This is a genomic window from Nocardia sp. NPDC003963 (genome assembly GCF_053605105.1).
Map to the genome: position 1 here is coordinate 19768 of NZ_JBSGIP010000053.1, position 14512 is coordinate 34279.

The 14512-nt window shown below is 67.8% G+C and carries 15 protein-coding genes; 1 reads left to right on the forward strand and 14 read right to left on the reverse strand.

Features of this window, described 5'->3' with window-relative positions; genetic code table 11:
* Window position 1 precedes the first annotated feature (1 nt).
* The 9 genes from ACWEWT_RS34830 to ACWEWT_RS34870 all read right to left on the reverse strand — a co-directional run bounded on the left by ACWEWT_RS34830 (window position 2) and on the right by ACWEWT_RS34870 (window position 8822).
* The gene (locus ACWEWT_RS34830; protein ID WP_452565135.1) at window positions 2-250 is read right to left on the reverse strand and encodes a hypothetical protein; all 249 of its coding nucleotides are present in this window, start codon (window positions 248-250) and stop codon (window positions 2-4) included.
* 67 nt (window positions 251-317) lie between these two features.
* Window positions 318-833, reverse strand: coding sequence for a hypothetical protein (locus tag ACWEWT_RS34835; RefSeq protein ID WP_452565137.1), 516 nt, complete (start codon window positions 831-833; stop codon window positions 318-320).
* Window positions 834-1182: 349 nt separating this feature from the next.
* Window positions 1183-1674: a hypothetical protein gene (locus tag ACWEWT_RS34840; RefSeq protein WP_452565138.1), complete on the reverse strand. Its 492-nt coding sequence runs from the start codon at window positions 1672-1674 to the stop codon at window positions 1183-1185.
* An 8-nt stretch (window positions 1675-1682) separates the two neighbouring features.
* Complete coding sequence (gene hemB, locus ACWEWT_RS34845; protein WP_452565140.1) at window positions 1683-2660, reverse strand: porphobilinogen synthase; 978 nt, start codon at window positions 2658-2660, stop codon at window positions 1683-1685.
* A 547-nt stretch (window positions 2661-3207) separates the two neighbouring features.
* Window positions 3208-4770: a uroporphyrinogen-III synthase gene (locus tag ACWEWT_RS34850; RefSeq protein WP_452565141.1), complete on the reverse strand. Its 1563-nt coding sequence runs from the start codon at window positions 4768-4770 to the stop codon at window positions 3208-3210.
* A complete protein-coding gene (gene hemC, locus ACWEWT_RS34855) occupies window positions 4767-5921 on the reverse strand; it encodes a hydroxymethylbilane synthase (protein ID WP_452565142.1) in 1155 nt (384 codons plus the stop codon). The genes ACWEWT_RS34850 and hemC overlap by 4 nt, the downstream gene beginning before the upstream one ends.
* Window positions 5918-7345: a glutamyl-tRNA reductase gene (locus tag ACWEWT_RS34860; protein WP_452565143.1), complete on the reverse strand. Its 1428-nt coding sequence runs from the start codon at window positions 7343-7345 to the stop codon at window positions 5918-5920. Before ACWEWT_RS34860 ends, hemC begins: the two co-directional genes overlap by 4 nt.
* Window positions 7342-8310 (reverse strand): redox-sensing transcriptional repressor Rex, encoded by a 969-nt coding sequence (locus ACWEWT_RS34865; protein ID WP_452565144.1) that lies wholly within the window; start codon window positions 8308-8310, stop codon window positions 7342-7344. Before ACWEWT_RS34865 ends, ACWEWT_RS34860 begins: the two co-directional genes overlap by 4 nt.
* A 248-nt stretch (window positions 8311-8558) precedes the next feature.
* On the reverse strand, window positions 8559-8822 hold the full coding sequence (locus tag ACWEWT_RS34870) for a glutaredoxin family protein (protein ID WP_452565146.1): 264 nt from the start codon (window positions 8820-8822) through the stop codon (window positions 8559-8561).
* A gap of 314 nt (window positions 8823-9136) precedes the next feature.
* Between ACWEWT_RS34870 and ACWEWT_RS34875 the strand changes: the two genes are divergently transcribed.
* Window positions 9137-10162: an HAD family hydrolase gene (locus tag ACWEWT_RS34875; RefSeq protein ID WP_452565148.1), complete on the forward strand. Its 1026-nt coding sequence runs from the start codon at window positions 9137-9139 to the stop codon at window positions 10160-10162.
* Between the two features lie 37 nt (window positions 10163-10199).
* On the opposite strand, the gene ACWEWT_RS34880 is transcribed toward ACWEWT_RS34875, so the two are convergent.
* From ACWEWT_RS34880 to proC, 5 genes are all read right to left on the reverse strand, one after another.
* Entirely contained in the window at window positions 10200-11213 is a 1014-nt protein-coding gene (locus ACWEWT_RS34880) for a lysophospholipid acyltransferase family protein (RefSeq protein ID WP_452565150.1), read from the reverse strand.
* On the reverse strand, window positions 11210-12283 hold the full coding sequence (locus tag ACWEWT_RS34885) for an NAD-dependent epimerase/dehydratase family protein (RefSeq protein WP_452565151.1): 1074 nt from the start codon (window positions 12281-12283) through the stop codon (window positions 11210-11212). Before ACWEWT_RS34885 ends, ACWEWT_RS34880 begins: the two co-directional genes overlap by 4 nt.
* Before the next feature lie 187 nt (window positions 12284-12470).
* Window positions 12471-12572 (reverse strand): 30S ribosomal protein bS22, encoded by a 102-nt coding sequence (locus ACWEWT_RS34890; protein ID WP_003402602.1) that lies wholly within the window; start codon window positions 12570-12572, stop codon window positions 12471-12473.
* A gap of 201 nt (window positions 12573-12773) precedes the next feature.
* Window positions 12774-13022, reverse strand: a complete 249-nt coding sequence (locus ACWEWT_RS34895) for a helix-turn-helix domain-containing protein (protein WP_397100825.1) — start codon at window positions 13020-13022, stop codon at window positions 12774-12776.
* 145 nt (window positions 13023-13167) lie between these two features.
* Window positions 13168-13986, reverse strand: coding sequence for a pyrroline-5-carboxylate reductase (gene proC, locus ACWEWT_RS34900; RefSeq protein WP_452565153.1), 819 nt, complete (start codon window positions 13984-13986; stop codon window positions 13168-13170).
* Window positions 13987-14512: the final 526 nt, after the last annotated feature.

Genomic DNA, 14512 nt, shown 5'->3' on the forward strand with positions numbered 1-14512 from the left:
TTCAGACCCGCCGGGGTGTGCGGACGAGTCGCGTCGCGGCATCGATGACCGCCGCTCCGGCACCGGCCACGAGCAGCATCGCCAGGAACAACCAGGGGCCCACATAGCGGGTCGCGGTGTATGCCGGAACATCACCGGTCGCCGGGAAATCGGTATTGCGCACCCCGAGGTTCCAGCAGAGCACGGCCAGTGCGATCGCCAGGACCGCCAGCACGATATCCGCGGCCGGTAGGACGAGCGAACGATTCACAGGTCTCCTCGGGTCGACGGCGCCTCGGATGCCGATCACCCGATCGTGCCCGCGCGGGACCCGATAATCAATCGTCGCGACCGGTTCCGGGCTCGGAATCTCGATCGGCGCCGGAAGCGGTGACCGCCTGGTTCAACGCCGACCGCAACGCACGATGATCCTTCGCCCAGGTCCGGATCAGTTCGCCGTCGGTCCGGCGCAATCCGATCGCCGTACGCCGCCGCGGGACACCGGTCAACTCACCGAGCGCCCGGCCGTCCTCCCAGGGTTCGTCGGCGTCCACCGGCAATACCGCGGCGATGGACCGGACCGGAGTCGTCTCGGCACCGTTGCGCAGGAAACCCTCGGTGAGCTCGACACTGACATGGGTACGCGCCGCGTAGACCTGCAGGACCGCGAATCCACTGATCAATACCGCGCAGAACAGCAGCGCGAACCAGTGCGGCGTAACGCCCGCGGCGAGCTCGGCGGCCAGCAGCAGTACACAGAGCAGTGGTCCGTAGGCGACTGCGCGCCACCGCGCCCCGGGTTCGGAGAAGAGAACTTCCCCCGCCCCCTCGGTGGTATCCACTCGATCAGACATCGTGGAACCGACCGGGAACCAGGACCATGCGGATCAGCCGATGACTCCGGGGATCAGCAGAACCGCGACAGTGAGGACCCCGAACAGGACCAGAAGAGTCAGTACGAGCATGTCCCGCCGAATACTCTGTGGCTGTTGGATCACCACTCGCATCGTTGCCTCCGATCCCCGGGCGGTCGGTCTCCGCCCTACTGGCCGGGTACCCGAGGCCGCCCGTTGGCATGTCCTCTGTGACAGCCCTCACCATACATGGCGGAATACCGGGAACAAACTCCACGTTCGTTATCTGAATGCGCCACATACTCGGCGCCGGTATCAATGCCCAGGTCAGAAAGCCGGGTTTCGGGTACTACGGGTTCTTGGGCGCACCGGGCCCACGCGGCGGCAGAAACCATTTCGCCGACTCCGGCCGCTGACAGAGGAAGATCGCGCCACCGGCCAGCACCGCCTGCACGATGGCCGCGGCCCCCGACAGCACGGGCCCCAGCCCTTCCACCACCCCGATGGAGAACAGCGCGGCGACGCCGCTGACCACCAGCCAGATCCCGACGAAGGTCAGCAGGGTCCGCGCCCACAGCTTCCCCTTGCCGAGCTGATGCACCACCAGTACGCCCAGCGCGGCCACCGCCAGCCCGAGGATCACCCCCAGAATCGCCCCGACCGTTACCAGCAGATCGACCATCGCCGGTGTGATCTGCGGATCCGCCGATTGCATCCGCTCCCGGAACTCGGCACTGAACCGCTCCCGGTTGGTCAGTGTATCGGCCAGGGATACGAACAACCGGCCCACACCCAAACCGATTACGCCCCACCACAGTTGCCGCGCGGTGGTGATATCCACCGGCGGGGTCACGATAGCCAGAGCGCTGCCTCCGTCGCCCAATAGGTGAGAACGATATCGGCGCCCGCGCGGCGGATACCGGTCAGCGATTCGAGTACGGCACCGCGGCGATCGATCCAGCCGCGCTCGGCTGCCGCCGTGATCATCGAATACTCCCCTGAAATCTGATAAGCCGCCACCGGAACCGGTGAACGGTCGGCCACCTCACGCAGGATATCGAGATAGGACATCGCCGGTTTCACCATGACGATATCGGCGCCCTGCGCCAAGTCCAATTCCAGTTCCCGGATCGACTCCCGGCGGTTGGCCGCGTCCTGTTGATACGTCCGGCGATCGCCCTCCAGCGAAGATCCCACGGCTTCCCGGAACGGGCCGTAGAACGCCGACGCGTACTTCGCGGCGTAGGCCAGTATCGCGGTATCGGTCCGCCCCACCTCGTCCAGCGCCGCGCGGATCGCGCCCACCTGGCCGTCCATCATCCCGCTCGTCCCGAGCAGATCGGCGCCCGCCGCGGCCTGCGCCAGCGCCATCTCCACATACCGATCCAGTGTGGTGTCGTTGTCGACCGCCCCGGACGCGTCCAGCACACCGCAGTGCCCGTGATCGGTGAACTCGTCGAGACAGGTATCGGCCATCACCACGGTGGCATCCCCCACCTCGGCGGCCAGCGCCCGCAGGCCCCGGTTCAGGATGCCGTCCGGATCGCTCGCCCCACTGCCCACCGGATCCTTGTCCTCGGGCTCGGGCACCCCGAACAACATCAACCCGCCCACCCCGGCGGCGACGGCCTCGGCGGCGGCCTTACGCAGGGAATCCAGTGAGTGCTGGTACACCCCCGGCATGGAACCGATCTCCCGGGGTTCGGACAAACCATCGGCCACGAACATCGGCAACACCAGATGCCGCGGCTCCAGACTGGTTTCGGCCACCAGTCGCCGCAACGCCGGCGTACGCCGCAAACGCCGCGGACGCTCGATACCGCTCATGCTGTCATTATGGCGTCGCCTCCGGCGCCGCTGGGGTCGGGGCCCTATTAACCCCGGTTCTTCACTCCGCCGCTCAGTCGCTGCGCTCCTTCGCTCTGTCGCTCCAGAACCGGGGCGGGCCCCGACCACCGAGGCTGACCATCCGGAGTGCACAGCAGGCACAGGGGCCACTCGATCACCTGGGAGGCGCATACCAGCGCCTTCGTCGACGGCCCGTACACGCTGCATCAGCTACGTCGTTCACGATTGACGCACGCTGCGGGGGTAGGCGAACGGCGCTGAATGCTCGGTGGCCGCGAGAGCCGGGCCGTAGGCTACGCGCTCCGGAACCGGGGAGTTCCGCCTATCGAGATAGACCGTCGCAGAGCAGACGGAAGAACGGGCCGGCTGACACACCTCGATCGCCGGAAATACTCTCGACAATTCGAGCGCCGCAAAGGAGGTCGCTACCGGGTAGCCCACTGGACGGCGTCCCCACGCTCCGGCACCGTGCCGACCGGACCCCGGACCACACAGCCGTTGCGCTGCGGGGTCCGGGGGCTCGGGATCAACGGCTGCGACGGCTCTTCTTACGCGGCGGCGGCAGCAGGCCCTCCGCCCGGAGCCGGGCGGCGTGTTCGGCCAGGGCCTCCACCAGCGGACCCACCTGCGCGACCTCCGGCTGCACATCGACCCGGAGGCCGAACTCGACCGCCGTCTCGGCCGTCTTCGGGCCGATGCAGGCCACGATGGTGCGGGCGTGCGGCTTGCCCGCGATACCGACCAGATTGCGGACCGTGGAGCTCGACGTGAACAGCACCGCGTCGAATCCACCGGTCTTGATCATCTCGCGGGTCTCCGCGGGCGGCGGAGAGGCACGCACGGTGCGGTAGGCGGTGACATCGTCTATTTCCCAGCCGCGCTCGCGCAACCCTTCGGCGAGGGTCTCGGTGGCGATATCGGCACGCGGGAGCAGGACCCGGTTCACCGGGTCGAACACATCGTCGTAGGGCGGGAAATCGGCCAGCAGACCGAGCGAGGACTGTTCGCCGCTGGGCAGCAGTTCGGGGTTGATACCGAAGGACCGCACCCGCTCCGCGGTGGCCTCACCCACACAGGCGATCTTCACACCGGAGAAGGCACGGGCGTCGAGGCCGAACTCGGCGAACTTCTCCCATACCGCGCGAACCGCGTTGGTGGAGGTGAAGACCACCCACTGGTAGCGGCCGTCCACCAAGCCCTTGACCGCGCGTTCCATCTGCGCGGGGCTACGCGGCGGTTCCACCGCGATGGTCGGCACTTCCTTCGGGATGGCACCGTGGGTGACCAGCCGTTCGCTCATCTCGCCGGCCTGATCCTTGGTGCGGGGCACCAGCACGGTCCAGCCGTAGAGCGCCCGCGATTCCCACCACGACATCTTCGACCGCTGGGCGACCGCCTTACCGATGGTCACCACCAACGGGCCGACCAGTTCGGAGGCGGCACTGTTCAGAGTGGCCAGAGTGGCTTCGATGGTGCGCTGCTGGCGGGTGGTGCCGCGCACGGTGACCGCGACCGGAGTCTGCGGTGCCATCCCGTGTTCGACCAGGGCGCTGGCGGTTTCGGCCAGATGCCCGGAGGTCGCGTGCAACACCAGGGGGCCGGGCGCGGCCGCCAGTGCCGGCCAGTCCACTTCGCCGCGCACATCGGCTTCGGTATGACCGGAGCCCAGCGCGATCCCGGCGTAGCTGGGTACCGCCGACCCCGAGGGCAGCCCGGGCAGCACCTCGAAGACGATATGCGACCGGGTCACCGTGGTGACCTCGGCGATCACCGCATCGGTGGTGAGCGGATCGCCGGAGACCACCCGCACCACATCGTGGCCGGCCTTGGCCTCGGCGATCAGCGTTTTCGCGACCTCGGCCGGATCGCCGAGGGCAGGCCGCACATCCACCGGACGCTCTCCGTCCGGCTCCGGTTCGACCTCGCTGCCGATCAGGGCGAGCACCCCGGCGTCCACGTCGGGATCGGTGAACGCGAGGGTGGCCCGGCCGAGCACTTCGCGCGATCGGGTGGTCAGCAATGCCGGGTCCCCCGGGCCCGATCCGACGAACAGGATCCGCCCCGGATGCTTCTTGCTGGCTCGACTCATCGGTTGTTCTCCATTGGACTGGGTTCGGTGAAGTCCGTGGCGGTGCTCGTTCCCGCGGCAGCGGCGTTCGATTCCGCGGCGGTGCCGCCCGATCGCGCTGCGGCGGTGCTCGTTCCCACCGGGGTGGTGTTGTTCCCGGCTCTCGCGAGATCCGGTTCCGCGGTGCCGGGTTCGGCGGCGAGTAGCTCGCGGGCTCCCAGATCCAGCAGTTCGCGGGCCAGTGCGCGGCCGAGTTCGGCGGCCTCGGCAGGTGCACCCACCGTCGAGGCCCGTATCACATCGGAACCGTCGAGCGCGGCGGCACAGCCGCGCAACGAGAGTTCCTCGACGATGCGCCCGTCGTCGTCCAAGGATTCGACGATTTCGGCGATCGCTCCGACGGGCGCGGTGCAGCCCGCCTCGAGTTCGGCGAGCAGCGCCCGTTCCGCGGTGACGGCCGTCCGGGTGGCCGGGTCGTCCAGAACAGCGAGCAGCTCGATCAAATCTGTATCGTCGGCGCGGCATTCGACCGCCAGCGCGCCCTGCGCGGGCGCCGGAAGTACCTGCACCGGTTCCAATGCCTCGGTCACCGCGTCCAACCGGCCGATCCGGGCCAGTCCGGCACGGGCGACCACGACAGCGTCGAGGCTGCCGTCGGCGACCTGACGCAACCGGGTATCGAGATTGCCGCGCAGCGGCCGGATCTCGAGGCCGAGCCCCAGCGCGCGCACCTGCGCTATCCGCCGCGGCGCGGAGGTACCGACCACCGCACCGGGCGGTAGTTCACCCAGCACCAGGCCGTCCCGGGCGACGAGCGCATCGCGCGGATCCTGGCGCGGCGGTACCGCGGCGAGCGCGAAACGATCGTCGCGCGCGGTGGGCAGGTCTTTGTAGGAGTGCACCGCGATATCGATATTCGCGGCGGCGAGTTCGGCGCGCAGCGCACTGGTGAAAACGCCCACGCCGATCTCCTCGACCGGATCGGCGGATAGGTCGCCCGGTGTTTCGACGATCACCAGTTCGGCGGGTTGTCCGCTCGCGATCAGCGCGTCGCGCACATCACCGGCCTGGGTACGGGCCAGCAGACTGCCCCTGGTACCGATCCGCCACGGCCGCCGTCCGGCGGCTCCGGGGCCCCCGGCGCCCGCGACCGAGCCCTGCAGGATTGTCATGTCGACTGCTCCTGTTCGTCGTCGTGACCGCCGGGTGTGAAATCGTCGGCCAGGGCGATATCGCCGTCCAGGCCCATCCAGCCGGCACCGTTGTGTTCGGCCCGGCTGATCTCCATGGGCGCCGCGACCGCCTGCGCCGATCCGGGTTTCAGTTCGAACAGTTCGCGCAACGCTTCGGCATAGCTGTCCCCGCCCGGTGTGCTGGCCAGTTGTTTGACCCGCACCGTCGGCGCGTGCAGCAGTTTGTCCACCACGCGCCGGACCGTGCGCGCCACCTCGTCGCGTTCGGGATCGGCCAGCTGCGGCAACCGCGAATCCAGCCGGAGCAGTTCGGCCTCCACGACTTCGGCGGCCCGCTGCCGCAGCGCGGCGACGGTCGGCGTGACCTCGGCCATCCGCTGGCCGGTCAGGTACTTGGCCAGTTCCTCGGCCACGATGGCACGCGCGGCGGCGGTATCACCGGCGGCGGCGCCGGCGGCCGGATCGTGCTGGAGGGTCTCGATATCGATCACAGTGACACCGGGAAGCCCGGCCACGGCGTGATCCACATCGCGGGGTAGGCCCAGATCGCAGAAGACCATCTGCCGGCCCGCGCCGCGTTCCGGATCCGACAGCGCGTTGTGGGCGTCGGCCAGGGTGACCACCGACCCGACCGCACCGGTGCAGGTGACGATCACATCGGCGGCCGACAACGCCTCGGAGAGCCGGGACAGTTCATAGGCCTGCCCCGCCACACCGTGGGATTCCGCTGTCGCGGCGAGCCGTTCGGCCCGTTCGATGGTCCGGTTGACCACCAGGATCCGCCCGATACCGGCCCGGGCCAGATGCGCGACCGACAGACCACCCATCGCGCCGGCGCCGATCACCGCGGCCGTCCGGCCGGCGAGCGGTCCGAGGATCGTCGTCGCCCGGTCGAGGGCCACCGACACCACCGAGGCTCCGGCCCGGTCGATCCCGGTTTCCGAATGCACCCGTTTACCGACGCGCAGGGCCTGCTGGGAGAGTTCGTGCAGGGTCCGGCCGACCGCCTGCTGGGCGTCGGCGGTGGTGTAGGCGCTGCGGATCTGGCTGAGTACCTGCTGTTCGCCGACGACCATCGAATCCAGGCCGCTGGCCACCGCGAAAAGATGTTCGGCGGCGGCCTCGCTGTACCGGACGTAGGCGTGGCGGGTCAGTTCCGGCATCGGCAGCCCGGAGTGCGCGGTCAGCAGTTCGCCGACATCGGCCAGCCCACCGTGGAAGGCGTCGACCACTGCGTAGATCTCCACCCGGTTGCAGGTCGAGACGATCATCGCTTCGGAGATATGACTCGAAGCCAGCATGCGATCGATCAGCTTGGGCCGATCGGCATCGGTGATCGCCACCTTCTCCAGCATCGCAACGGGTGCGCTGCGATGGGAGATTCCGACGAGAAGAACGCTCATGGTGTGACCACCGATCCCTTGCTGGTTGGCTCCGTTGCCGTATGCGAGGTCGTCTGGGCGGCCTGCGCCGCGCAATGGGACAGCCCCGCGGAGCCCGGCGTCGAATGCGCGGGCATCCGGCGGGCGATCCGGCCGGAGCCGTTCAGTGGGTAGGCGGACGGGCCGGCACTACTGGTTCCAACGCCGCCCGCGGTGGAATCATTCGCCGTCCCGGTGGCGTTCTCCGCCACATTTCCGGTGGTCACGCTGTCGCCGGCGGCCGTGGACTCGTCGGGATCGGCGTTGCGGACCCGCTCGAACGAGAGCATCTGCATTTCCACCGCGAGATCCACCCGCCGCAGCTCGACACCGGACGGTGCGGTGAGCGGGCAGAGCGCGAAACTCAGGATCGACTGCACCCCGGCGGCGACCAGTTCGTCGCATACCCGCTGTGCGGCGTCGTCGGGTACCGCGATCACCGCGATGGTCGGGCACAGCAGCGCGATATCGCCGGTGAGCCCGGCCGCGTCACGTACCCGCAGCCCTTCGACATCGCGGCCGATCACATCCGGATCGTTGTCGAAGACCCCGACCACCGTGAAACCACGCCGCCGGAACCCGCGATAGCCGACCAGGGCGCGGCCGAGATTGCCGGCTCCGACGAGCACCACCCGGTGCCCACCGGACAGCCCGAGGACGTCCTCGATCCGGGCCCGCAGCCGGGCCACGTCGTAACCCACACCGCGAACTCCGTTGGGGCCCAGGAAAGACAGGTCCTTACGCAGTTTGGCCGAATTGACACCCGCCGCGACAGCCAGTTCCTCACTGGATACGATGGCCACACCGTCATCGGTCAGCAGGGCGAGCACCCGGAGGTAGGTGGCCAGCCGCGCCACCGTAGCCTGGGGAATACCCTTCTGCAGTGTGCGGGTGGTGACGTTGGGAGCATCGCCGGAGACGTCGCGCGTCTCATGGTGCTCTGTCACGTCCTCGGCTCCTCGTCCGGACCGAAAGGCCCGGGTGCTCGGCGACCTCCGTAGCGGTCCATGCGCCGATGACGGGGTCGGATATGGGTTGATTCACCTGCTACCGGCGGCCGGATACTCGCCCCGGCCTGCGGTTCGCGTGCCACCACCGTAACTGCTTGTGAACCCATGCACAAAGTCGGTGAAATTCGCCTCATTTTGTGTCGCGACCTCACCTTGTACGATCCCCTGCCGGAATTCGGACACCGTCAACGATTCAGATCGGCCCGCAGTCGCGTCTCGTCGACATCGAAATAGCTGTGTTCACGGCCGTCGAGCAGCACCACCGGCAGCCGGTCACCGTATTCGGCGCGCAGGCCGGGCTCGGTCGCGGCGACCGCGTCCACATCGACGCTGCCGACCTCGATACCGAAATCCGCGCAGATCCCCCGCAGCTGTTCCAGCGCCCGCTCGCACATACCGCAACCGGCGCGGGTCAGCAGGGTCACTTCATGTGTTGTCGCTGTGCTCATGGCCGCTATTCAACCCGCTGGGGCAGTGCGGTCGCACCACCCGTAATAGGTCTCGAGCCGTGCCATCGGCCGGGCCCGTCTCCCCGTCCGCTCCGCTCTGGCGGATGCCGCGGACAAGCTCCGACCGGCAATACCCGCCGGGTGTATCCCGGCATTCGCCCCGGCCGCGCGCGGCCCTGCGAACGGGTACGCCCGGCCGTACCGGTTCGGGCGTACCTCCGCATCCGCTCCGGCCGCGCACGGCCTGTGGATGGGCTACGCCCAGCTGTACCCGTTAGTGTGGACGTGATTCGCGCGAACAGGCGGAGGTACTGGTGCCGGAACGATCGAAGGTGGGGAAATCCGGGTTCATCGCGGGCCGGTTCGGGGAACTTCCGGTCCGGTGGAACCTGGGCCCGCTCGGGCAGGGTCTGTCCGAGCAGTTGGCGCGCATCTCGCGCAGTCCGTTCGGACCCAGCGAAGAGGAGGTCCGCGCCAATGTCGCCGGCGAGGCCAGCGCGGATGCCGCCCTGGCCCTGCAGGACGCCGAACGCGCGGCGACCGGGGGCCCGCCACACGAGGTACCGCGGGATCTCACTGCCGCGGCTTTCTTCGATGTGGACAACACGATGGTGCAGGGCGCCTCGATCGTGCATTTCGCCCGAGGATTGGCCGCGCGCAAATACTTTCGGAGCGCCGACCTGATCGATATCGCCTGGAAGCAGGTGAAATTCCGGATCACCGGCAAAGAGAACAGCACCGATATGGCCACCGGTAAAGAGAAAGCGCTCGAATTCATCGCCGGCCGTTCCACCGCCGAACTCGCCGCGCTCGGTGAGGAAATCTACGACGAGATCATCGCCGACAAGATATGGCCCGGCACCCGCGCGCTGGCCCAGATGCATCTCGATGCCGGACAGCAGGTCTGGCTGGTGACCGCCACCCCGGTCGAACTCGCGCAGGTGATCGCCAAACGCCTAGGTTTGACCGGGGCGCTCGGCACCGTCGCCGAGAGCGTCGACGGAAAATTCACCGGCCGCCTGGTCGGCGATATCCTGCACGGCCTCGGCAAAGCGCATGCCGTCCGCGCCCTGGCCATCCGCGAGGGCCTCAACCTCAAACGGTGCACCGCCTACTCCGACAGTCACAACGATGTGCCGATGCTGTCGCTCACCGGGACCGCCGTCGCGATCAATCCGGATTCGGACCTGCGCGAAGTAGCCAAGGCCCGCGGCTGGGAGATCCGCGATTTCCGTACCGGCCGCAAGGCCGCCAAGATCGGCGTCCCCACCGCACTGGCCCTGGGCGCCGCGGGCGGCGCGGTGGCCGCCGCGGTGACCCGCCGCAAAGCGGCCCACTGACGCGAGGGACCTACCGTGGGCACAGCGAGAGCGGGACTCAGCCCATGAAGGTATTGCGGCGCTTGATCAGCAGTTTGTACAGAGTCTGCTGGATCGTTTCGCGGACCTGGTCGGTGACCTCGAACATGAGCATCGGATCGTCGGCGTCCTCGGCCTGATAGTCGGCCGTGCTGATCGGAGTGCCGAATTCGATGTACCACTTCGAGGGCAGCGGGACCGCCCCCAGCGGGCCCAGGTGCGGGAACGTGGGGGTCACCGGGAAGTAGGGCAGGCCGAGCAGCCGGGCCAGCGGCTTGAGGTCGGCGAGCTTCGGATAGATCTCCTCGGAGCCCACGATCGAGCACGGGATGATCGGCACTCCGGCGCGGACCGCCGCGGCGACGAATCCACCGCGTCCGAAGCGCTGCAGTTTGTACCGGTCCGCGTACTTCTTGCCGACCCCTTTGAAGCCCTCGGGGAAGACACCGGTGAGTTCGCCGGCACTGAGCAGGCGCTCGGCGTCCGCGCGGCAGGCCAGGGTGTGCCCCGCTTTGCGGGCCAGGGTGCCCAGCATCGGCATCTCGAAGACAAGATCGGCGGCCAGTAGGCGCAGGGCGCGCTGTTTGGCGTGATGATCGTGTACCGCGAGCTGCAGCATGAGCCCGTCGAGCGGGATGGTGCCGGCGTGGTTGGCCACGATCAGTGCGCCGCCGACTTCCGGCACATTGTCCATACCGGTGGTCTGGACCCGGAACCAGTTGTCGGCGAGCGGGCGCAGCGCCGGCAGCAGAACCGTTTCGAGCAGATGTTCGTCGAACCCGAATTCGTCGACCTGATAGTCGCCGGTGAGCCGGCGCCGGGCGAATTCGGCGGTATGGCCGATCTGCTTACCGAGAGCATCGCGCATCAGCTCGGAGAGCGAGCGCGGCGCGGCGGGTGCGGGCGGGGTGAGACGGTCGGTCAGCGAGGTCACCGACCGGTCCGCGGGACCGGTCCAGGTACGTGTCACGGGCCGTGGCCGCGGCACGGTGGCGAGGTCCTGCAGTCTGATGACTTTGGCGACGTCGTTCATGTATGTGCTCCCGTACCGGCCTTGATGAGGCCGAGCAGTTTGTTTTCTGCGGCGTCGATCCACGCTGGATCGACTACGGGCCGCGACGCTGCGCCCCCGATGAAGTCGTCGAACGCCTGCACCGTCGTCCAGCGCGGTTCGAAACCGAGTTCGCCGCGCATACGCGTCGTGTCCAGACCACAACCGAAAAGAAAATAATCGAGCTGCTCGGAACTGAAATCACGCATGACCGGATTCATGAGAGTCCGGCCGACGGTGTGGAACAACGACCAGGGTACCGGCATTGCGACCCGACCGGAACGGCGAACTGCCTGAGAAAGTGAGAGTGCGCCGTCACCGGCCACATTGAAGGTGCCACCAGGGCCGGACCGGACGGCATGCACCAGGGCAGCGACCGCATCCTCCTCGTGGAGGAACTGCATTCGCGCGTCCCGGCCGAGCACGGTCGGAGTGATCGGCGAGCGCATCAATTGCCCGGCCCGCGCGCCCAGGCCGGGTCCGACCATCGGCGCGAGGCGCAACGTGAGCGCGGTGATATCCGGGCGGCGCCGAGCCAGACCGCGGGCGAAGCCCTCGATCTCGATCATGTCCCGGGCGAACCATCCACCCGGCGGCCTGCGTGCGCTCATTTCCTCCGTGAACTTCGCGGGATCCTTGGCACTCCCGCCGTATACCCCGGAACTCGAACGTGACACCACCCGGCGCACAATCGGTGATTTCTGGCAGACCGCGAACAACTGCATCGCACCGAGAACGTTCATATCCTTCATCGCGGCCCGGCCGCCGCCCGAAGGCGGCTGCGACAGAACCGCGGTGTGCACGACGGTATCGACTCGGTAACGCTCGAAGATCTTGCGAATCAGCGGATTCCGGATATCGGCGCGAACGAATTCGGCGCGGCCCATCCGGCGGCGCAACGGCGGCGCGGGGGTGAGTACATCGACGGCGACAACTCGTTCGATATCGGGATCGGCGGCGAGCCGGCACACGACATTGCCACCGAAGAACCGGCTGGCGCCGGTCACCAGCACGACCCCGGGCTTGTAGTTGCCGTTCGCTTCAGTGTCCACCTGCACCGGACCGTCCCGCCTCGAGCATCGAGCCCCCGCTCAATAGTTCCGACTATCAGCCTAACGGCCGAAGCATCGGCCCCCAGCTTCTTAACGGGGACCTAACCCCGATTTCAGTTGATGGAAACGCAGCGAAACCCGCCACCGAATGGTAGCGGGTTTCGCCGATGACGAAGCGCGGTTGTGCTTACTTGCCGAGTTTGCGCCGCTGCACGCGGGTACGACGAAGCAGCTTGCGGTGCTTCTTCTTCGACATGCGCTTGCGGCGCTTCTTGATCACAGAACCCATAGGGTGTCCTCGCGTTCTCTCCTCGGCGCGTCTCGCGCTCGCTTACGTCAACTGTCCGGTCGAATGCCCGGTTGCTCGCGGCTGAATCTCAGCCCTGGAGGCGGCGGCCGCGCACGACCCCGAAGGGTAGGTAGCCCGCCACCGATCCAACACAGCGAGGGTTGATGTTACCGGCCCGCTTACGCGAGCCGGTAACCGCCTTCACCCGGCATCGAAATAGGACGTTTCCAGATATTCGTGCACGGCCTTTGCGTGCACGCGGAACGATCTACCGACGCGGACCGCCGGTAGCTCTCCCGAGTGCACCAGCCGGTACACCGTCATCTTGGAAACTCTCATCAAATTCGCCACCTCGGCGACGGTGAGGAATTGCGTACCACCACCGAGTATCGATTGTCCTGGCGACGAACCACCGCCGCCGCTAGCGGACATCTTGTTCGAAGACATCATCGCACCACTGACCTCCGGCACGTCCGCGCCACCGGCTTCCCCACCGGCGGAACAGACACGCACGTGCTCCTTGAAGCTTAGCGGGACCAGTGGGATTACTGCGACGGGAGTGAGAAATCAGGTTCATACGCTGGGGGGCAAGAGGTCATTCGGAGGTCGTGCCCTGTTCGGCGGAACGCTGTTTGGCCGCGTGCAGCGCCTCCAGGAAGGCCGAACGCAGACCCGCGCGCTCGAGTTCACGCACCGCCGCCGCGGTCGTTCCCGCCGGGGAGGTGACCGCCGCCCGTAGATCGACCGCGCTCTGCCCCGACTCCGCGAGCATGGCCGCCGAACCCAGCATGGTCTGGGTGACCAGTTGCGTAGCGATATCGCGAGTGAGCCCCAGACCGACACCCGCCTCCACCATCGCCTCGACGACCAGGAAGAAATAGGCGGGACCCGACCCGGAGACCGCGGTCACCGCGTCCATCTGCGCTTCGGGAACGACGCACACCTGGCCCACCGTGCTCAACAGCTCGGTCACCAGATCCAACTGTTCGGGTTTGGCGTAGCGGCCCGCGGCCAGCACGCTCATACCCGCGCCGACCAGCATCGGGGTATTCGGCATGACCCGGACGACGGGGAAACCCGCGGGAAGTTTGCCCTCCAGCCGCGTCGTCGGCACCCCGGCCGCCAGCGAAACCAGGATCTGGTCGCGGTCGCCGCCCAGATCGGCTTTACCCAACTCGGTGAGCACGGCATCGACGTCGGCCGGCTTCACCGCGACCACCAGCAGATCGGCACCCACGGCGGCATCGGCGACCGCATCGGTCACCCGGACCCCGAACCGATCCGCGAGCAGTTCGGCCCGATCGGCGTGCGTTTCGACTACCACCAGATCCTTGACGGCCCGCCCGGCCTCCAGCAGGCCGGCAATGAGGGCCTCCCCGATCCGGCCGCCACCGATCACCGCAATTCGTGTCATGAACGCCATTGTTCTTGGCACGTCTTCGGCGGTGGGGCCCGGGGCCCTGTTGTTCCCGGGCCGGACCCGTACGAGTCCACGAACTGGTGTCGCCTGTGGTCCGACGGCTTCCGCGATTCTGTCCGGGCCGGCCCGGGTGGGTGTTCACCGCAAGATCTTCCGAGGATCGTCGGTTTCCGGGGCGGGTATCCCGGGATCGACAGCGTCCCCGACCGAAGCCCGCCACGACCCGACAACACCCACCACCCGAGCCCGCCCACGACCCGACAACACCCGCAGCCCGGGGCATACACGCTTGTGAAGGTGGGGAAGGTGGGCCTGTTTCTGAAGGTGTTGTGTTTTTGGCGCCGCCTTCGGCGTCGCGGGGGTTGAGGCCCCCTGGTGTCCCGCCGTTCAGGCCTCGAGACTCGCGCCTTCGGCGCATGCGCTTCGAGGCCGCCACACCGGGGACAATTCGCAATGCCGGATCGGCCCGGCCGGGCCAGCACAACGACGAGGTCTACTCCGGGCTGCTCGGGAAATCCGC